At 49.8% G+C, this 20,886-nt stretch carries 13 protein-coding genes and 1 tRNA gene; 9 read left to right on the forward strand and 5 right to left on the reverse strand.

All coding sequences use genetic code 11. The features are described 5' to 3' along the window. Positions 1-49: 49 nt before the first annotated feature. From CRO03_RS09210 to CRO03_RS09220, 3 genes are read left to right on the forward strand one after another with little or no spacing between them, the layout of a single operon-like run. Entirely contained in the window at positions 50-499 is a 450-nt protein-coding gene (locus CRO03_RS09210; RefSeq protein ID WP_097111350.1) for a hypothetical protein, read from the forward strand. Positions 500-554: 55 nt separating this feature from the next. Next, positions 555-2,375 (forward strand): efflux RND transporter periplasmic adaptor subunit, encoded by a 1,821-nt coding sequence (locus tag CRO03_RS09215; RefSeq protein ID WP_097111351.1) that lies wholly within the window; start codon positions 555-557, stop codon positions 2,373-2,375. Then, positions 2,365-6,213: an efflux RND transporter permease subunit gene (locus CRO03_RS09220; RefSeq protein WP_097111352.1), complete on the forward strand. Its 3,849-nt coding sequence runs from the start codon at positions 2,365-2,367 to the stop codon at positions 6,211-6,213. Before CRO03_RS09215 ends, CRO03_RS09220 begins: the two co-directional genes overlap by 11 nt. 133 nt (positions 6,214-6,346) lie before the next feature. Here CRO03_RS09220 and CRO03_RS09225 read toward each other — a convergent pair whose 3' ends face one another. Further along, positions 6,347-7,810, reverse strand: a complete 1,464-nt coding sequence (locus CRO03_RS09225) for a Na+/H+ antiporter NhaC family protein (RefSeq protein ID WP_212682398.1) — start codon at positions 7,808-7,810, stop codon at positions 6,347-6,349. 404 nt (positions 7,811-8,214) lie between these two features. Between CRO03_RS09225 and CRO03_RS09230 the strand changes: the two genes are divergently transcribed. Beyond that, positions 8,215-9,018 (forward strand): THxN family PEP-CTERM protein, encoded by an 804-nt coding sequence (locus tag CRO03_RS09230; protein WP_097111354.1) that lies wholly within the window; start codon positions 8,215-8,217, stop codon positions 9,016-9,018. An 89-nt stretch (positions 9,019-9,107) separates the two neighbouring features. On the opposite strand, the gene CRO03_RS09235 is transcribed toward CRO03_RS09230, so the two are convergent. Genes CRO03_RS09235 through pepA form a run of 3 tightly spaced genes read right to left on the reverse strand, consistent with a single transcriptional unit; the run spans position 9,108 to position 13,951 of the window. Next, positions 9,108-11,978 carry a valine--tRNA ligase gene (locus CRO03_RS09235; protein ID WP_097111355.1) on the reverse strand — a complete coding sequence of 957 codons (2,871 nt, stop codon included), beginning with the start codon at positions 11,976-11,978 and terminating at the stop codon, positions 9,108-9,110. Positions 11,979-11,993: 15 nt separating this feature from the next. Further along, positions 11,994-12,443: a DNA polymerase III subunit chi gene (locus tag CRO03_RS09240; RefSeq protein WP_097111356.1), complete on the reverse strand. Its 450-nt coding sequence runs from the start codon at positions 12,441-12,443 to the stop codon at positions 11,994-11,996. Then, positions 12,443-13,951 (reverse strand): leucyl aminopeptidase, encoded by a 1,509-nt coding sequence (pepA, locus tag CRO03_RS09245; protein ID WP_097111357.1) that lies wholly within the window; start codon positions 13,949-13,951, stop codon positions 12,443-12,445. Before pepA ends, CRO03_RS09240 begins: the two co-directional genes overlap by 1 nt. A gap of 227 nt (positions 13,952-14,178) precedes the next feature. On the opposite strand from pepA, the gene lptF reads away from it, so the two are divergent. Beyond that, a complete protein-coding gene (gene lptF / locus CRO03_RS09250; RefSeq protein WP_097111358.1) occupies positions 14,179-15,285 on the forward strand; it encodes an LPS export ABC transporter permease LptF in 1,107 nt (368 codons plus the stop codon). Between the two features lies 1 nt (position 15,286). Beyond that, entirely contained in the window at positions 15,287-16,354 is a 1,068-nt protein-coding gene (gene lptG, locus CRO03_RS09255) for an LPS export ABC transporter permease LptG (RefSeq protein WP_097111359.1), read from the forward strand. A 12-nt stretch (positions 16,355-16,366) separates the two neighbouring features. Here lptG and CRO03_RS09260 read toward each other — a convergent pair whose 3' ends face one another. Next, positions 16,367-16,870, reverse strand: a complete 504-nt coding sequence (locus tag CRO03_RS09260) for an RDD family protein (protein ID WP_097111659.1) — start codon at positions 16,868-16,870, stop codon at positions 16,367-16,369. Positions 16,871-17,166: 296 nt separating this feature from the next. Between CRO03_RS09260 and CRO03_RS09265 the strand changes: the two genes are divergently transcribed. The 3 genes from CRO03_RS09265 to CRO03_RS09275 all read left to right on the forward strand — a co-directional run bounded on the left by CRO03_RS09265 (position 17,167) and on the right by CRO03_RS09275 (position 20,865). Then, the gene (locus CRO03_RS09265; protein ID WP_097111360.1) at positions 17,167-19,482 is read left to right on the forward strand and encodes a TonB-dependent receptor domain-containing protein; all 2,316 of its coding nucleotides are present in this window, start codon (positions 17,167-17,169) and stop codon (positions 19,480-19,482) included. A 123-nt stretch (positions 19,483-19,605) separates the two neighbouring features. After that, positions 19,606-20,655, forward strand: coding sequence for an alkaline phosphatase D family protein (locus tag CRO03_RS09270; RefSeq protein ID WP_212682400.1), 1,050 nt, complete (start codon positions 19,606-19,608; stop codon positions 20,653-20,655). Between the two features lie 123 nt (positions 20,656-20,778). Further along, a tRNA-Leu gene (locus CRO03_RS09275) sits at positions 20,779-20,865 on the forward strand. The last annotated feature ends 21 nt before the right edge of the window (positions 20,866-20,886 follow it).

The raw sequence follows: 20,886 nt of genomic DNA on the forward strand, positions 1-20,886 counted from the left end.
TTATTTTAAACTCATACGGCAGCTGATACAGATTTATGTTAAGTAACTTATGTTAAGCACTTTGGTACAACAGCAAAAGCACTGGACTATCCCGCTGATGGTCAGCCTTGCTTTGTCCTGGTGTTTGCTGCTGTGCGGTAGTTTAAGTAGTGGTATAAACGCCGGGGTAAATGACCCGGCCCATGCGATGGGCACTGAGCATTCCCAGCACGCTGCCACAGTGCTCTCTGAGAAAACACCGCCTTGTCATAGTCAGCCGGTGTTAACCGGCGTTGATGCCACCGGGCTGACCGCTCAGCACGATAATTGCTCGGGTTGCGATACGCAGGCCACTCAGCTGGATCCGCTGTCGCTACCGGCTATGGTGCTATTTGTAAGTTGGGTGCATGTTAGCGAGATCTGGCCAGTTAACGAACCTGCTAATAACTGGTTTGCTCAGGCGCCACCACCACGACCGTCCGTTCCTCTTTATTTACGTAAAAACCTGCTGTTGATTTGATAGCTGCGATGTAACCAACGGTTATTTTCGCTATGTCAGACACAGAGGTTTTACTATGTTTATCCCGGTTAAAAGCGGTTTGCTGGCCAGTTTGCCAGTGTTATTATTTCTCCAAAGTAGTGTGGTGGCAGCGCCAGCGCAGCAAAGCCCTGTAACAAAGCAAAGCCCATTGCAGCAACTCACTGCGTCTGCTGAACAAGCAACGGTGTATACCTGCTCGATGCATCCGCATGTTCGCTCCACTAACCCTGACGACCGGTGTCCGATTTGCGGAATGGCGCTTATTCCGGTAACCGTGGATGCAACAGAAAATCACTCTGACCCCTTTTCCGGCGAATCTGCTCGCGGTATGCGCTTAAGTGCGAGAGCTGAAGCGTTATTACAACCTGAGTTAACGCCGGTACGACGGCAGCAGGCTGAGGGCAGCATAGCATTGGTCGGAAAACTGGCTGCCGATCAAAGCCGCTTAAAAACCATTAGCGCCTGGACATCCGGTCGGATCGACAAATTTTACCTTAATAGTAGCGGGGTCGATGTTAGTGCCGGCCAGCCAATGGTGGAAATTTTTAATCCGGATCTTATTGTTATTCAACAGGAGCTGGTGCAGGCCAAACAACTGGCTGCGGCAAAAGGTAGCAGCCTGCCAGCGGACAGCACGCTGGCAGCAGCGCGCCGTCGTTTGCGGCTGCTGGGTGTGCCCGCTACTCAGATCGACAGTATTTTACAAAGTGAAAACCTGCAGGACACGGTAACCATTAGCGCGCCGGTATCGGGCCGGGTACTGGATAAACTGGTGAATGAAGGCGCATATGTCAGTGCCGGCCAGCCGCTGTTTACTGTTCTTGAGCTGGATAAAGTCTGGCTGGAGCTGGAAGCCTTTGAGCACCAGCTTGCTGCTATCAGCCCGGGGCAGCCAGTCAGCGTGGAGTTACTGGCATTGCCGGGAGAAACCTTCCACACGCAAGTGCTGCTGCTGGAACCCGAGGTTGATAGTAACCGACGCACGGTAACCGTGCGGGCGCTGCTGGATAACCCCGATGGTCGCCTGTTACCCGGTATGCTGGCCCGTGCCAGCTTGCTTGACAAAGAGGATGACGTATTACTTATTCCTGCATCAGCAGTGCTGCATACCGGACAACGCTCGTTAGTTTATGTGCAGCATCCGCAACAGCCGACAGAGTTTTCCGGTCGGCAAGTAACACTGGGCCGGCGTTTTGCCGATAAATATCAGGTACTGAGTGGCTTAACTGAAGGTGAGTTAGTGGTAAGCAAGGGCGCATTCCGCTTGGATAGCGAACTGCAGATCCGCGGTTTGCCCAGTATGCTCTCTGCTGATGGCCGCAGTGGCGATCCTCATGCGCAGCATGGTCATCCGCAAACACCGGCGCAAAAAACTGAGCAGCAGATGGCAACATCTGCTCAGGACGAAGACTTTAGTCTCAGCGCTGCGCAACAGGCAGCTATTCTGGAACCTTACCAGCAACTATACCTGGCCTTAACCGAGGACGACCTGGCAAGCTGGCAGCAGGGCACCGAAGCCTTTCAGCAAGCGGTTGCCGGGGTTAACTGGCCTGTAGGTTTGCAGCAACAGGCAGCGCAGTTGCAGCGTGGCGCCGGGCACAGTCATCATATAAACGACCTTGAGCAGGCCCGGCAGCAATATTATCAGCAGGTGCAGGCGCTAATAGCGCTGGCAGAGCAGGGCATCTTAGCGGCGGGCTGGTATCGGGCTTATTGTCCGATGGCGCGCGACGGTGAGGGTGCCAGCTGGCTACAGAGGCAGGCTACCGTGTTAAACCCCTATTTTGGGCCAATGATGCAAGGTTGCGGTGATATTGAACAGCAGTACAGCGACGGAGGCAGCCATGCACACTGAGCCGTCTTCGACGCAGGACAACAGCAGCCCGTGGTTTAGCAAGCTGATTAACGGCTGCCTGCGCCAGAAATTGCTGGTATTGCTGATGAGTGCGTTGTTGGTCGTGGTGGGTATTGCTTACGCGCCATTTGGCTGGCAAACCGGTATGCCACTGCAGCCGGTGGCAGTCGATGCTATTCCAAACCTGGGTGAGAATCAGCAAATTGTCTTCAGCGAATGGCCGGGACGTTCACCACAAGATGTCGAGGATCAGCTCAGTTACCCGTTGAGTGTCGCCCTGATGGGCGTGGCCGGGGTTAAAGATGTCCGTACCTTGTCGATGTACGGTTTTTCCAGTATTGCGGTGATCTTTGACGACAGTGTCGAGTTTTACTGGTCGCGTAGCCGTTTGCTGGAAAAACTGGCCAGCTTGCCGGCCGATACTTTACCTGAGGGAGTTCAGCCAGGCCTGGGGCCAGATGCGACGGCACTAGGTCAGGTGTTCTGGTACACGTTGGAAGGTCGTGATCCGAACGGCAAAACGACCGCAGGCTGGGACTTAGACGAGCTGCGCAGTATTCAGGACTGGTATTTACGAACAGGTTTGCTGGCGGCCGAAGGTATTAGTGAAGTGGCGTCCATTGGTGGTTATCAGCGTGAGTACCAGATAGAAGTGGACCCGGACTTACTGCGTATCCATCAGGTTACCCTGGCCGACGTTAGCAGTGCGGTGATGGCAGCAAATCTGGATGTCAGCGCTGGTAGCCGGGAAATTAATGGTGTGGAATATGTGCTGCGTGGCGTCGGTTTAGTTGAAAAACTCAGTGATATCGAACAGGCTGCGGTAAGGTTGGCGGCTAACAATATCCCGATTACCGTTGCCGATGTGGCAACAGTGAGTATAGGCCCGGCCCAGCGCCGGGGGGCATTGGATGTCGCTGGTGCTGAAGCCGTCGGAGGCGTGGTAACGGTTCGTCAGGGTTTTAATCCGCGCCAGGCAATCGACAATATTAACGCTCAGCTAAAGCAAATAAGCCGGGGCCTGCCGGCCAAAGCGGTTATCGACTGGTCAGATACCAAAGCGCAGCAAGTAGCAGCTTTTGCCAGTGCCAATAGTTTACCAGCCTGGGGCACCGATAACAGCCGCTGGACCACTTTCCTCCAGCAGCACCCGGCCACAGCCTGGCCAGAGTGGCTAACCTTAAGCCAGCTGACGGTGGTGCCATTTTACGACCGCTCAGAGCTGATTAATGAAACCCTGGGTACGCTGCAACAGGCATTGAGTTTGCAGCTTCTGGTGACGATTATTGTGGTGCTGGTATTGCTATGGCACCTGCGAGCTGTTTTTGCGGTCAGTATTATGTTGCCGCTGGCAGTATTGCTGAGCTTTATCGGCATGAAATTGTTGGCGGTTGAGGCCAATATTGTCGCCCTGGCGGGTATTGCGATTGCCATTGGTACTATCGTTGATATGGCGATAATTGTCAGTGAAAACCTTATCCGCCAGCGCCAGCAGCAACCGGAGTTAACTGCTTATCGTGCGGTGCAGCGGGCAATGCAGGAAGTGGGGCCGGCAATACTAACCGCCATCAGCACTACCGTAATCAGCTTTCTGCCGGTATTCAGTATGACGGGGGCTGAAGGTAAATTATTTGGTCCGCTGGCGTACAGTAAAACCCTGGTGTTACTGGCAGCAGCCTTACTGGCGCTCACTTTACTACCCGTGTTGCTGTTTTTACTATTCTCGCCGCGGATGCAGGGCATTAAAAACCGCTTTCAGCCGCTAAGGGCACGACTGACTGGCTGGCACAGCCGCTGGCTAACCGGCACACCACTGGCACGGCTAAGCCTGCCAGCCAACCTGTATGGCCGTGGCCGGGCATTACTGCTGTTGTCCTTGTTGCTTGGCGTCACGAGTTTACTGGCATACTTCTGGCAGCCATTGGGGCCGGCTGCGGGTTTACTAAGTAATACGCTGTTGGTTGCATTGCTGCTTGCCGTGGTGCTGCTGTTTTTCTGGCTGTTCTTAGTCAGTTATCTGCCATTGTTGCGGTTGATACTGAAGGTCAAATTGTTGTTTTTGCTACTGCCGATGTTGTTAGTAGGGCACGGCCTAACCATCTGGCTTGGCGCTGAACGGGTACTCCCCTGGGTGGCAACTGACAGCGCAACGGCGCAGCGCTACCCGGGCTTGGGGCGGGAGTTTATGCCGGCGTTAGATGAAGGGGCTTTTTTATTGATGCCCAGCCTGATGCCGCATGCCTCGATGGCTGAAGCTATAGCAGTGCTGCAACAGCAGGATCAGGCAATTGCTGCCATTCCTGAAGTGCGGTCGGTTGTGGGCAAGGTTGGCCGGGCCGAGACAGCGCTGGATCCGGCACCACTTGGTATGATTGAAACACTTATTCAATATCACAGTGAGTTTAAAACCGATGAGCAGGGCAAGCGTGTTTATTTCCGGTTTGACCCTGACAGTCAGCAATTTGTCAGAGATAGCACGGGCCAGTTAATACCGGATAGCCAGGGTCGGCCATACCGGCAGTGGCGCGAGCACATTACCAGCCCGGATGATATCTGGCAGGAGATTATTCAGGCCGCGCAGTTGCCTGGTGTCACCTCTGCACCTAAGTTACAACCAATAGAGACCCGGCAATTGATGCTGCAAACTGGCATGCGTGCAGCAATGGGGTTAAAACTGGCTGCACCCGATTTAGCGACGCTTGAGCAGCTGGCGTTGGCGCTGGAACAGCTGATCCGGGAAGCGCCTGCTGTAAACCCGGCGACGGTGAACGCCGAGCGGATAGTAGGCCAGCCTTATCTGGAGATCCATCCGGACCGAACCGCCATAGCCCGGCACGGTCTGAGTATGCAGCTGGTGCAACAGGCTATCGCTAACGCAATAGGCGGCATGGATGCAGGTCAGATAATTGATGGCCGTGAGCGTTATCCCATCCGAGTGCGCTATATGCGCGAGCGCCGCGATACGCTGGAGCAACTGACCGGGGTATTAATTGATACGCCTGCCGGTTATCCACTGCCATTAAACCAATTGGCTGAGATTCGGTACCAGCGTGGTCCGCAGATGATCCGCTCGGAGAATACTTTCCTAACCGCCTATGTAACCTTTGGGGGCAAGCCGGGCATGGCCGAAGTAGAGGTGGTTGATGCGGTAGCAACCTACCTGGACGATAAACTTGCGACCGGTGCCTGGCAATTACCAGCCGGCGCCAGTTACAGTTTCGCTGGCAGTTTTGAGCATCAGCAGCGGGCTGCGACCACCTTGTTATGGGTAGTACCGCTGGCGTTACTGCTGATTTTTATGCTGCTTTATCTGCAATTCCGGCGGGTCAGTACCACTCTGATGATTTTCAGTAGCATCGCCGTCGCCTGGGCCGGTGGTTTTATCATGCTGGACTGGTTTGCGCAGAGCTGGTTTATGAACTTCAGCCTGTTTGACACTAACCTGCGGCAGCTGTTTCAGTTACAACCTTACAATTTAAGTATCGCTGTCTGGGTAGGTTTTCTGGCGTTATTTGGCATAGCGGTAGATGACGGTATTGTGATGGCCAGTTATTTAAAGCAAGCTTTTGCTGAGCGTACAGCGCGGACTAAAGCAGAGGTGCGGGCGCGGGTATTAGCAGCAGCACAGAAGCGAATCCGGCCGTGTCTGATGACATCGGCCACCACTATTCTGGCGTTGCTGCCGGTATTAAGTGCCACTGGCCGCGGTGCAGATCTGATGATCCCAATGGCCATTCCGACCTTTGGTGGGATGTTATTTGTACTGTTAAGCGTATTTATGGTGCCGGTGTTGTATTGTGCGGTGGAAGAGCGGAGAGTTTCTCGTGTAGCACGTTAGCGATCGACTGCAATACCCCATTTGGCTTGCCACAGCAACTCGTTCGGGCTGACGCCCTCACTCAGACACTCTGTGGCAACCAAATCGGGTTTCCAGTCTCACGCTTAAGCCCCCTGCCAAATAGCTTCAAGTATCAAGCCAGCGCAATAAAGCCAAAAAAGGCAATAATCGCTGCTATTAAAGCATAGGGGAACTGGGTTAGCGCATGGCTCATCAGGTTACAACCTGAGCCCTGTGCGGCCAGTACCGTTGAATCACTGTAAAAACAGGCCTGGCTGCCAAAAGAACTGGCTGATAACAGCGCACCTATTACCAGTGGAATATTGGCATCTACCGCGAACGCCAGTGGCATAACAATCGGAATAGACACTGCAAAAATACCCCAGCTGGAACCTGTGGCGAAAGCCAGCACCGCCATCGCTAGAAACACCAGTGCCGGCAACATCTGCGCGTTCATATAAGGCGCCAGGTTCTCAATAACATACAGCGGCAAGCCGAGTTGATCGCAGACATCTTTAAACGTAAAGGCAGCAATAACGGTACAAATGGCCGGTAGCATGGTTTTAAAGCCGTGCATCATCAGTTCCATCATCTCAACAAACGGCATTAACCGCTGCGCCATATACATCGGGATAGTGAGGATAAATGTCAAAATAAGCGCCGGCCAGATTTCGGCATCAAACCAGATAGTAAAACCAACCAGCATCAGCATCGGTAGCACAAAGTTGTGTAATTTACCGTGGGTGCGGTCGCTTTGCTGCATTTCCTGTTCAAACGATTGCATCGCAAATTCATCGGCACCGTGGCTGGCGCGTGCGGCAATTACCGGAGCAGTTGCTTCGTCAATTGCCGGTGCACTCAGTGCTGCCAGTTCAGCTTTTTTCATCGGCCCAAACAGTGGCACAATGCCCAGAATAACCAGCAACACCATCAGCATGGCCAGCCAGGCATACAGCATATAGGGAATAGCTGAAATATACGTGCTGATACCGTTAGGGTCGGTATCCGGCGCCACACCATTGGCTACCAGTAACCCGCCAAAGAATACCGCCCAGGTGGAAATAGGCACCAGCACACAAATAGGCGCAGCCGTAGAGTCAACTACGTAGGCCAGCATTTCGCGCGATACTTTATATTTATCAGTGATGCGCTTCATGGTTTCACCAACGGTGAGCGCGTTTAAATAGTCATCAATAAAGATAACAATACCCAGAAAATAGGTCATTAATAATGATGGCTTGCGGCCACTGGCATATTGCTGAGCCATCCGGCCAAAGGCAAAAGCTCCGCCGGTATGTACCAACAGCGCAATTAATGCACCGAAGCCACCGCAGACTAAAATTAACCAGCCGATCGTTTCATCCTGCATCACCCTGACTGAGGTTTCCCCAAGATTGAACAGGGCGTCTTTCGGGCTGCCTATCAGTAAAAGTCCGGCCACGGCGCCCAGAATCAGCGCCAGAATTGGCCTTTTCAGCCAGACCGCAAAGGCGATAACCACCAAAGGTGGGATAAGACTGATGGCGGAAGGTTCTGTTTGTAAAACAGCAGCGGCCGCTTCGACCGCGGCAGCAACAGGTTCGGCAATACTGTCCATCTGGTTATCTGCTGACATTTCTAAGTCTCAAATAAAAGCTCCGCATACCGGAGCCAGGTTGATAAACCGTTGCAGCAGATAAACCAGGGCAACGGAGCGCATTTTTTAATTTTTAAAATTTATCAGGCATAAAGTAGTGCTGGTTTTCAGCGTGTAAAAAACCACGGCGCAATAATATCAAAAATATAGTTTTCCACCAGAAAATTGTCTTAGCAGCGCTAGAAGCAGTATTCGCCTTTCCCGGGTCTGGAGTCATTGTCATGAAAATTTACACCAAGATTTGGTCTAAATGTTAAATTATATTAAAAACAGTGGTTTAAAAACTGGCCTGATTAATGCTTTATGTATAGGGAATGCGAATATTAGCGGTTATTCGCCCGTTTGTTCCAACAAGGAGATTTAATATGAACAAATTAACGAAGGGTATGTTGGCGGGTGCCGCTCTACTGGTTGCGCCATTTACTCAGGCAGCAGTGATTGAGTGGACTTATAATGTTACTACAGAATGGACCGGTGCAACTTTCAGTGGTGGCAACGCTAATGAAATTGTAAACGATTCGCTGATTAGTTGGGGGGCGGCTGGTGGTGATCATACCGATACCTCTCAGAACGCTCAGAATTCTCGTAGTGGTTTGGAAATTAGTGACTCACCGGCAGCGGGTAATGTTTTTACCAATAATATGATGCCTGCGCCAACCAACACCATAACGCATTACAACAACACACTCTCTGCCAGTTTCAGCACATTGCTGACTGCTGGTGTTTTAACGACGTTGGATTTGACACCGACTGATCCAGCAGGTCCTGCTGCGCCAACCTTTATGACTAATTTCTTTGTCGATTTTATCGAGACGCCAAACACAACCCCTTGTAACTTTCCAAGTGCGACTGTGTGTGATGACATTTTTGTCATTCAGTTTGGAGCGTTAAATAGCGAGTTCGTATATGATGGCGTAACTTACTTTTTAAGTATTGTTGAATTATCAGGTAATTTGACTCCACTTGATAATGCGACTTGTGCCAGAGCAGGTGTAGCAAATGGTTGTTTAGGTTTTACCACACCTGAGAGTACTTTAACCCCTGCACAGTTCGGCTTCCTTATTACTACCCGCCCGGTAAACGTACCTGAGCCAGCGATGTTAGGCTTGTTCGGTCTGGGCTTGTTAGGCTTAAGAGCGTTCGGTCGTCGCCGTTCTGTTAAAAAATAGTGAGTAATTAAGTGTGCAACTAATTTTTAGTTAAACACAAAACAAAAAAACCGGAGCTTGCTCCGGTTTTTTTCTGAGAGGCGCTGTAACTAAAGGGCAGTAATTTCTGCCTGCTGAGCCTGCAGCTTGGTCACAGCCTGTTCTAACTCGGTTTGTTTGGCCCGCTCTTTTGCCAGTACGGCTTCGGGCGCTTTCGCTACAAAGCCCGGGTTATTTAATTTGCCGCTGACCCGCGCCAGTTCCTGATTAGTTTTTTCCAGTTGTTTAGCAATCCGGCTTAGCTCAGCCTCTTTATCAATTAAGCCTGCCATGGGGATCAGTAAATCCATATTGCCAACCAATTGCGTCGCACTGGCCGGTGCTTTTTCATCGCTATCTAATACAGTGATATTATCCAGCTTTGCCATTACCATTAAAAAGTTCTGGTTTTGCTGCAAGCGGCGCTGCTCTTCATTATTCAGATTACGCAGTAGCACGTTTAGTGGCTTGCTGGGGGCGATGTTCATTTCGCCACGCACATTCCGAATAGCAGTAATAACGGCTTTCAACCATTCTAAATCAGCCATTGCCGTATCATCAGCCAGGCTTTCATCAAACTGCGGGTAGGCTTGCAGCATAATGCTGTCTGCCTTATTGCCATCAATAACAGCTCCGGTCAGCGGTTTTACCGACTGCCAGATTGTTTCGGTAATAAACGGCATGATCGGGTGCATTAGGCGCAGTAAACTCTCCAGCACGGTTAGCAGAGTATGGCGGGTACCGCGCTGTTCAGCCTCAGTGCCTTTAAACAGCACCGGTTTGGTTAGCTCTAAATACCAGTCGCAGAACTGATTCCAGGTAAATTCATACAAGGTGTTTGCAGCTAAATCGAAGCGATAACTGTCGATATACTGGCTAACTTGCTTTACCGTTTGTTGGTATTGCGCCAAAATCCATTTATCGGCCAGCGACAGCACTTTCGGCTCGCTGCCAAAGCCACAATCTTTCTGTTCGGTATTCATCAGCACATAGCGGCTGGCATTCCACAGTTTGTTGCAGAAGTTTCGATAGCCTTCCAGCCGTTTCATATCCCAGTTTATATCACGGCCGGTAGAGGCCAGTGATGCCAGGGTGAAACGCACGGCATCAGTACCACTGGCGGTAATGCCATCCGGGAACTGCTGCTCGGTTTGTTTAGCAATTTTTTCGGCCAGTTTAGGCTGCATTAAGTTACTGGTGCGCTTGGCCAGTAAGTCGGGCAGGCTGATACCGTCAATCATATCCAGCGGGTCGATGACATTGCCCTTGGATTTTGACATCTTGTCGCCGTTTTCATCGCGGATAAGCCCGGTAACATAAACGGTTTTAAACGGTACCTGGGGTATACCATTTTCATCTTTAATAAAATGCATGGTCATCATGATCATCCGGGCAACCCAGAAGAAAATAATGTCAAAGCCGGTTACCAGTACGTCAGTCGGATGAAAGGTTTTTAAATCGTCAGTCTGCTTTGGCCAGCCCAGGGTAGAGAAAGTCCACAATGCTGAGCTGAACCAGGTATCCAGTACGTCATTGTCTTGCTGTAAGGGCAAGTCGGCAGCTAACTGGTAAGTGTCGCGTACTTCCTGCTCGGTGCGGCCAACATACACCTTGCCGTCATTATCATACCATGCCGGAATGCGGTGGCCCCACCACAACTGACGGGAAATACACCAATCCTGAATGTCACGCATCCAGCTGAAATACATGTTTTCGTATTGCTTGGGTACAAACTCAATCTGGCCGGTTTCAACCGCTTCAACGGCGGTTTTAGCCAGCGGCGCTACCCGAACATACCATTGATCAGTTAGTAACGGCTCTATGACCACGCCACTACGATCGCCGTAAGGCAGGGTATTGGTTAAGTTTTCAACCTTTTCCAGCAAACCAGCCTGTTCAAAAGCGGCGACGATGGCCTTACGGGCGGCATACCGGTCCAGCCCCTGGTACGCCTGCGGAATGGCGGCAGTCATTGCCGGGTTCAGCTCACCGTTGCTATGAAAGCACTCGCCGTCAGCGCGGATAGTTGCATCCTGGGTCAGAATGTTGATCATCGGCAGCTGGTTACGTTTACCTACTTCATAATCGTTAAAATCGTGAGCCGGAGTAATTTTTACGCAGCCGGTGCCTTTGTCTTTATCGGCATGCTCATCGGCGATAATTGGAATAGGGCGGTTAACTAACGGCAACAGCACTTGTTTTCCAATTAACGCCTGATAGCGCTCATCAGCCGGGTTTACCGCCACGGCAGTGTCGCCCAGCATAGTTTCCGGCCGGGTTGTGGCCACTACCAGATAGTTTTTACCATCGATGGTTAGTGCACCATCGGCCAACGGGTAGCGCAGGTGCCACATATGGCCCTGTTGCTCTTTATTTTCCACTTCCAGATCAGAGATAGCGGTATGCAGTTTCGGGTCCCAGTTGACCAGCCGTTTGCCACGGTAAATTAAATCGTCCTGATACAGCCGAACAAACACTTCCTGCACGGCTTCAGACAAGCCTGCATCCATGGTAAAGCGTTCCCGCTCCCAGTCGACTGAATTACCGAGACGACGCATTTGTGAGGTAATAGTGCCACCGGATTCAGCTTTCCAGTCCCAGACTTTTTCGATAAAGGCTTCACGACCAAGCTCGTGCCGGCCTGGTAAGCCAGCCGCCGCTAATTGCCGCTCTACTACCATCTGGGTTGCGATACCGGCGTGGTCACTGCCAACCTGCCACAAGGTATTTTTGCCGCGCATCCGCTGGTAGCGGGTCATTGCATCCATTATGGTTTGCTGAAAAGCATGGCCCATATGCAGGCTGCCGGTAACATTTGGCGGTGGGATCATAATGCAGTAACTGCCGGCCCCGGTATCACCGGCCGGTTTAAAATAGCCTTTGCTTTCCCATGCGCTGTACATGGCTTGTTCTATCTGACTGGGATTAAATGTTTTTTCCATGAGAGTACCTGTTGTTCAGTCGGCATTGACGGTAGCAGGGGTAATACCCGACTGACGATATTGCTTATAACGTTCCCGCGCCTGCGATTTGGCAGCAGCCTCAGCCGGAACAAATTCGATAATGTCGGCGAACCGGTTGGCAAAAGCCGGCATATCCGGCGCCAGGTTAATTAATACCTGACGGCTTTGCTTCGGCGTTTGCCAGCTTATTTCGACTGGCGCACCACGTGCCGGACCTTCACCGCTAAGGTTATGCGGTACAAAGCTGTCTGCCTCAAACTGCCATAACAGCTGGTCGATAAGCTCGGCATCTTGCTGGCTGGCAGTATAAACAAAAACCCGCTGGTTAGCGCGGTAAAAGTTGGCGCACAGCTGACATGCCAAAGTAAAATGAGCTGGCGGGTCGCTCAGCTCATTCTCTGTTGACAACTGGCTATCGGCCAGCACATAAAAGGTAACCGCCATCAGTGATCCTGGTTGTGGCCAGCCCGGTTAATTAAAAACTGGGTTAATAATGCTACCGGCCGGCCGGTAGAGCCTTTGTCTTTGCCACCACTGCGCCAGGCTGTGCCGGCTATATCCAGGTGAGCCCAGTTATATTTGCGGGTGAATTTCGATAAGAAACAGGCTGCGGTGATAGTGCCTGCGGCGCGGCCGCCTAAATTACTGAAATCTGCAAAGGGGCTTTCCAGCTGTTCGTGATAATCATCCCACAATGGCAGGCGCCAGGCGCGGTCACCACTTTGTTCTGACGCATTAAGAATTTCGTGGGCCAGCGGGTTGTGGTTACTGAGCAGGCCAGAGGCGTGTTTGCCCAGGGCAATCACGCAAGCACCGGTAAGGGTGGCAACATCTATTACCAGTTCCGGATCAAAGCGCTCTGCATACGTCAGGGCATCACACAACACTAAGCGACCTTCGGCATCGGTGTTTAATACTTCAACGGTCTGGCCTGACATGGTGGTCAGAATATCACCTGGCCGGTACGCATTGGCATCGGGCATATTTTCAGCTGCGGCCAGAATAGCGACGATATTTACAGGTAAACCCAGGGCAATAACCGAGTGCATGGTGCCAAGTACAGAGGCTGCACCGCACATGTCGTATTTCATTTCGTCCATGCCATCGCCTGGTTTTAAACTGATACCGCCGGAGTCGAACGTCAGGCCTTTACCAATTAACACCATAGGCGCACTGTCGTTGCCGGCGCCGTTATATTTAATGACCGACATCTTCGGACCATTAACTGAACCCCGGCCAACCGCCAGGTAGGAATTCATGCCATGGCTGGCCAGCTCTTCTGCGCCCAGCACTTCAACACTGATTTTATCTGATAATTCGACCAATGCCTGCGCCTGTTCCGCCAGGTAAGCCGGGGTGCAGATATTAGGTGGCATATTGCCAACATCTTTACATTGCTTAATGCCTGCAGCGATGGCCAGGCCTTGCTCTACCGCACGCTCGCCAATGGTTAAGTCGCGCCGGGTCGGCACGTTAAACACAATTTTACGTAGTGGCCGGCGGGTTTCGTCTTTTTTGCTCTTTAAACGGTCAAATACGTACAGGCAGTCCTGGGTGGTTTCCACCGCATGGCGCACTTTCCAGTAAGTATCGCGGCTTTTAACATGTAGCTCTGATAAAAAGCACACGGCTTCCATCGAGCCGGTTTCATTCAGGGTACTGATGGTTTTAGCGATAATTTGCCGATACTGCCGTTCGTCCAGCTCACGCTCTTTGCCGCAACCAACCAACAATACCCGCTCGCTTAACACATTAGGCACATGGTGTAATAACAGCATCTGGCCTGGCTTGCCTTCTAAGTCGCCACGGCGCAACAAATTGCTGATATAGCCTTCGCTGATTTTATCCAGTTGCTCTGCTACCGCGGAAAGACGGCGTGGTTCGTACACGCCCACAACAATACATGCGCTGCGTTGTTTTTCCGGACTTCCGCTTTTAACGCTGAACTCCATACTTACTCCTGATTCTAAGAGACTGTGCTACTATAGCCGTTAACATATAGTCGTTAACAATTGTCATTACGTTATAGCGCCAGCTATTTACATGGCTGAATTCTACCGCGAATTGAGAAAAAAGCTCGGTTTTCCCGGTACTTTGCCTGATAATAATTGCTATAAATATCAAGTTTACTTAAAAATTGCCAGGTTTCCAGCAAAAAGACAGGTTTTAGGGGGCATTGTTGATTATTTTTCGCTATCTGATTGGGGAGGTTTTTCGCGCCCAATTGGCTGTCTTTGTTATTCTGACCAGCATTATTATCAGTCAGCGCTTTGTGAAGATTCTGGCTGATGCCTCCGAGGGCGATTTACCTGGGCAGCTGGTGATGAGCATCGTTGCCCTGAAGTTACCCCAGCTTGCGGTAATTATTCTGCCATTAAGTGCATTTCTGGGTATTTTGGTTGCGTATGGCCGGGTGTATGCCGACAGTGAGATGACGATATTGCACTCTACCGGGGTCAGTGAGTGGTATGTTACCCGTCTGACTCTGCTGTTATCGGTTGTAATGGCGATATTAGCCGGCAGTGTTACCTTGTATCTCAGCCCCTGGGCTACCGAGCGTGAATATCAGTTGCTGGAAAAAGCAGACAGTAATGTCGGATTGTTTTCGTTGGTGCCGGGCCGGTTTCAGCACACTGCCAATGAACAAGCCGTAATATTTGTGCAGGAGATCAGTCGCTCTGGCAATAATTTAGCACGGGTATTTGTGGCACAAACTGAACTACAGGGTGAGCGTGCTCAGCACGCCATTGTTTATGCTGAGACGGGCGCAGTAAGCGAAGACGCTGCCACCGGTGCGCAGATGCTGGAATTACAACGTGGCCGCCGTTATGCCGGTGATGGTCGCTCGCCAGCCTATGAAGTGACAGAATTCGGCCGCTATCAAATTCAGCTGCGTGAACAACAAGTCGAGCAGCGTCGGCGCAAACTCAGTAGTCTAAGTACGCCTTTACTGCTGCAGGAACAAAGCACTGAAGCCATAGCCGAGTGGCACTGGCGTATCGCAATCCCGTTATCCATTCCGATCCTTACTCTTATTGCCGTGCCGCTGAGCCGGGTTAACCCGCGGCAAGGAAAGTTTGGTCGTTTGCTGCCCGCACTGTTGTTATACCTGGGTTACTACGCGCTATTAATTATTGGCCGCTCTGCGCTGGAAGATGGCAAAATACCGGCTGAGCTGGGGATGTGGTGGCTGCATGGTGGCGCCTTGCTGCTGGGTGTGTTTCTGATACTGCGAAACCGGGCCGGTGCCCAGCGTTTTCGTGCCAGGTTAGCGGGGCGAGCCTGATATGCTGAAAATTCTCGATTTATACATTGGCCGTACTATTCTGGCAACCTCGGCGCTCACCCTGAGTGTGCTGGTTGCGTTATCAGCACTGTTTCGTTTTATTGACCAGATGCGTTCTATTGGCCGCGGCTACTATGACATGGTGCATGCGGCACTTTTCACTCTGTACAGTATGCCGGGCGATTTCGTGCTGTTTTTCCCAATGGCCGCGCTGATTGGCGGCTTGATAGGTATGGGCATGCTGGCCAGCAGTAGTGAGCTGGTAGTAATGCAGGCTGCCGGTTTATCGCGTTTAAATATTATCGGCTCGGTTATGAAGTCAGCTATTATCATGGTGTTAGTGGTGATGGCAGTAGCAGAGTGGGGCGCGCCGGTAAGTGATCGTGCAGCGCGGGAATTGCGGATAAAAGCGATTTCCGATGGTAATTTGTTTGCGGCCCGCCAGGGTGTTTGGGCCAAAGATGGTGATAGCTTTGTCAATATTAAAGAAGTAGACGACGTCGGTAATTTATCCGGCCTGACCATTTACCAATTTGGCAGTGACCTGCAGCTTGAAACCGTAGTCAGTGCCAGCAGTGCGGTATATCGTAACGAGCGCTGGCGGCTTGCAGACGTAACCGAGTTAACTTTTAGCCCGGAGCGGGTAATACGAAACAACCTGCCGGAACAGCAATGGCAATCCAGTTTAAGCCCCGACAAACTGGGGGTCGTGACCATAAAACCTGAAATGTTGTCGCTGACCGGTTTGGCGCAGTACGTTGAATACCTGGAGCAAAATGATCAGGAAGCCAGTCGCTATGAACTGGCCTATTGGCGTAAAGTGCTGCAACCATTGTCGGTTGCTGCCATGTTATTGCTGGCGCTCAGTTTTATTTTCGGGCCGCTGCGCAGCGTGACCATGGCTGCCCGGGTGCTGCTGGGTATTTTAACCGGTTTTGGCTTTTTTATGAGCAACGAACTGTTCGGCCCGCTGGCCCTGGTGTATCAGTTACCACCGCTGGCTGGTGCCATGCTGCCCAGCCTGCTGTTTATGGCACTGGCAGTATATTTTATGCGAAAAAAGGTATAGCCAGTAAATCGTCTAACGGGCGCGCTGGTGCACGTTCAGGCTTTTACTATGCTCTTTACTTATTACTACCATCTGGCTGGCGGTAAGCTGGTCCTGTAACGCCAGGCCCTTACCCCAGCGCAGCCACAACCAGAAATTACCTAAACCAAAAAATGCCAATAGGGCCCGAGCTAACGCCTGCAAAGGGGTGAGCGGCAAGCCGTTTTGTTTTACCACGACAATACGCCAGGCCCGCATACCCAGGGTCTGGCCGGCTTTACACCAGAAATAGACGTAAAAACTGAGAATTACTGCAATCAGGTAAACAAAATAAAACCAGCGGCGCAGTCCGGTATTTAAATAATCGGCTATGTCGCTGTAACCGCTCAAGTTAACCAAAGTGGCCCAAGCCAGCAGCTGTACCAGCAACATCGCCACCCCAGCGGCCAGCATTACCAGCGCTGCTAACACCAGCACATCATAAATTATAGCCGCTAAACGGCGGGCAAAACCGGCACGGGGGGCATTGGCAAGCATACAAAGGTCCTGTTTCAAAACTTGCACAAGTTTAACACGGCCGCGCATTTTTACGATCCCGGGCCAGGCTTTTTAATGGTTATCATAAATTGCAGGCTAATTCCCGGTGACTTATTAACCACGCTTTAAACCGGTTGAAGCTGTTATCGCAATCACTCTTTGTCATGAAAGTGACATGCCATTTTCATTATTTAGACGCAAAAATATCATTATATATTCATTTTTTTGTTCGTTTAGGTTCATTTTTTACAGCTAATTTACGTCCGCAAAATACAATATAACCAAAGGATCTATAAATGACGGTGACAACTAAAAAAAAATGCTTATCCGTATTGATATCAGCTGTATTGTGCGCGCCAGGCTTAAGTTTTGCTGATACCACAACAGAAGCCGAGATAGAGTCAATTACTATCGTCGGCAAAAAAGCAACCTACGCTAATAATATTGTTGATGAAAGCATGAAAAATCAACAGTCCAATATGACCAGTGTACTGGCTGTTATTGATAATCTTCCCGGGGTTTTAATTAACGAAGGTGATGCATTTGGTGCGGATGACTGGTCAACGTCTATCTCAATTCGCGGATTTCAGGTTGACTTAAGCCAGCAGCAAATTGGTATTACTATCGATGGAATTGCGAACGGCAATTCAAATTATGGTGGCGGTGCAAAGGCCAACAGATATATCGATTCGGAAAATTTAGCCCTGGTTGAAGTGTCACAGGGCACTGCAGATATTGCTTCCCGCTCAAATGAAGCGCTGGGTGGCACGCTAAACTTTACAACAATTGATCCTGACTACGATAAAAAAATTACAACAAGTCTGAGTTTGGGTGAGTCTGATGCCCAAAAGTTTTTTGTCCGCTTAAATTCCGGTGAAATTTTTGACAACACCTTTGCCTGGTTAAGCGTGTCAACCCAGAACAGCAGTGACTGGATGGATCAGGCGGCAGAAAATACCCGTGACCATTTCGCTGCTAAAGTAATCAGTATGATTGGTGACACCAAAATAACCGGGTATTTGTCATATGACGACACTCACGAAGACAATTACCAACGGATTTACGGCTTAGCGCAATTTGCTCAGGAGCCGACATGGGACCAGCTAACCAGTGAATGGACTGGTATTCCCTATATTGATCAGGCATATCGGCGCGGCTGGTCAACTTTAAGGGAAAATTTATTCGGCTACCTGGAAGCCGAATGGCAAATGGGCAGTGTCGACTTTAAAACCAATGTGTATTATCACGATAATGAGGGACGAGGTGACTGGATCCCACCGTATCTTGTCGAAGTTACGAACGATGGTGCAGGAAACGCCAACTCTGAGTTGCTTCCTCAGACAGTTTTCGGTGGCCCATTTTTAGGGCAAATCTTTTTTGTTAATCAAGCAGGTGCCACTTTAACACCTAACGCTGGCTGCGTTAGCTCGTTAACTTTTCCGTACGGTGGCGGCGCTGCACAGTATGATCCGGCATGCTATCAGGCCGGCGCCATTCCTGTAAGCTCGTATCGCCATACCCATTATAAGAAACAACGGCTTGGTATTAACGGTGACTTTACCTGGGAGACTCAAATTGCTGAGTTTGACAACGTGTTGCGCGGTGGTTTTTGGTATGAAGATGTTGATCGCGGTGAATATCGTGACTGGCATAAAATTATAGATAGCCGCACCGGTTTCCGATACGACAATACACCTTACTGGGTGCAGTATGATCGTGAATTTCCGACTGATACCTTAATGTACTATGTTCAAAATGAAATCGACTTTGGTGCGGCTTTAGTCAAACTCGGCTTGAAGCAATTCAATGTTGATGTCGCAAAGGATGACCTGTTCAATAGTGCTAATGATATTGACGTATCTTCCGATTCTGATCTGTTACTCAATATTGGTATTGTGGTACCAGTTAACAAAAATTTAGAGATTTTCAGTGGTTTTGCGCAAAATTTTGCCGCAGTCAAAGATGTGGTTCTTGAACGTGATGATGCAGATGTAAGTTTTGTTGAACCAGAAGAGACCGATAACTTTGATTTAGGTTTGCGTTATTCTGGCAATGGTATTAATGCCGGTGTTACCTACTACCAAATTAAATTTGATAATCGTATTACCTTTATAAGTAGTGAAACGGTTACGGGTATCGACTTTTTAGAGTCAGCTGCCGGTGGTTATATCAACGACGGTGGTGTTGAATCCAGTGGCTTTGAGGCTTCAGTAGATTACGCGCTGAATGCTAACTGGCGGGTCTATTCATCATTAACCATTAATGACTCAGAGTACACTGATGCGGCCATTAAAGGGAATAAAGTATTGGGCGTTGCTGAAAATATGGCTGTGCTTACGCTGGATTGGCAGCAAGACGATTACTTTGCGGGGGTGAGTACTAAATATGTAGGTAAGCGCCCACTTGATCAGGAGAACAGCGCGGAAGTCGACAGTTACACTGTAACTGATTTTTACATTGGTACCGCGTCGAAAATTGCTGAAACTGATGTGCAATTGAGACTTACGATCAATAATTTATTCGACACCAGCTATCTGGGCACAATAGCGCCTGGTGCGGGTTGGATAGGCGCTCCAAGAACGGCCTCATTTAATGTTACTGCAACATTCTAAGATTTAGGATGTGTATACCAAGCGCAGGGTAAAAACTCTGCGCTTTTTTCTTATCATAAATATTGGTCGCACCCGTGTTGCTTACGAGCACGAGTCAGATTTTGCAAACATAAGGAAACACTCATGCGATTAAGTACAACATTAGGGCTGATGTGGTTAATGGCGGTTCAACCTTGCCTGGCGCAAGACGTCACTAAAATTGCCTTTGGCTCATGCGCCCATCAGGACAAGCCGCTCAATATTCTGGCAACTATTGCGCTTGAACGGCCCCAGGCAATGCTATGGTTAGGAGATAACATTTATGGTGATACTGATGATATTGCCGTGCTGCAGTCAAAATATAAAAAGTTAGGAAACAACAAGAACTTTATAGCGTTACGCGAAACCACCCCATTTTATGCTATTTGGGATGACCATGATTTTGGCAAAAATGACAGCGGTAAAGAGTTTGACTTTAAGTTTCAATCCGCTGAGGCATTTTTAAATTTTTGGCAAGTTGCTCAGAGTGATCCCCGCCGCAAACAACAAGACGGTATTTATCATTCTGTAATGCTGAATGGACCCGCTGGCAGAACAATTCAGATCATATTCCCCGACCTGAGGTTTAATCGCGACCCGATCAGTGCGGTAGATGAGCAAACCTACCGAAGCGACAGGCAAGCCAAAAAAATGGGGCCCTATCTTCCAGATCCAACAGCGACAAGGTCGATGTTGGGCAACACGCAATGGTTATGGTTTGAGAACGAATTAAAAAAACCAGCAGATATAAAAATAATAGCATCTAGCCTACAAATTCTGGCAACGTTTACGGGTTGGGAAGCATGGAAAAACTATCCGTATGACACCGAGCGGCTATTTAGTTTAGTATCTGATTTATCCCTGGATAATCTTCTCCTGATCAGTGGCGATACCCACTGGGCAGAGATTTCTAAACAGACGCTTGGTCAGATTGAACTGATTGAGGTGACATCTTCAGGTTTAAGCGAAAAATGGAAAGATGTGAGTCCGAACCACTATCGGATAAGTCCAAGCTACTATCAAAATAACTATGGACTAATTGAAATAACCTGGCAGGAAAAAATAGCAAACCTAACCTTAGGATTCAAAAATAAACAAGGCGATTATGTTGCTGTGGAAACGTTAACCATTAATCTGACTGCTCAGAATCTTTGATAATAATTTGCGATTGCTGCTATTTTGTCCAATTAAAAGCTAATTAAAACAAAGTGTCATAAAAGCACTTGCTAACCCTTTGCAGCATCGTATAATGCCAATGCTTTATGCATTTCCCCCTGTGCCTGGGTGGCGAAATTGGTAGACGCAGTGGATTCAAAATCCACCGTTAGAAATAACGTGCCGGTTCGAGTCCGGCCCTAGGCACCAATACTTGATAGTTAGCAACTA

This window comes from Arsukibacterium tuosuense (assembly GCF_900215315.1).
Taxonomy (GTDB): domain Bacteria; phylum Pseudomonadota; class Gammaproteobacteria; order Enterobacterales; family Alteromonadaceae; genus Alishewanella; species Alishewanella tuosuense.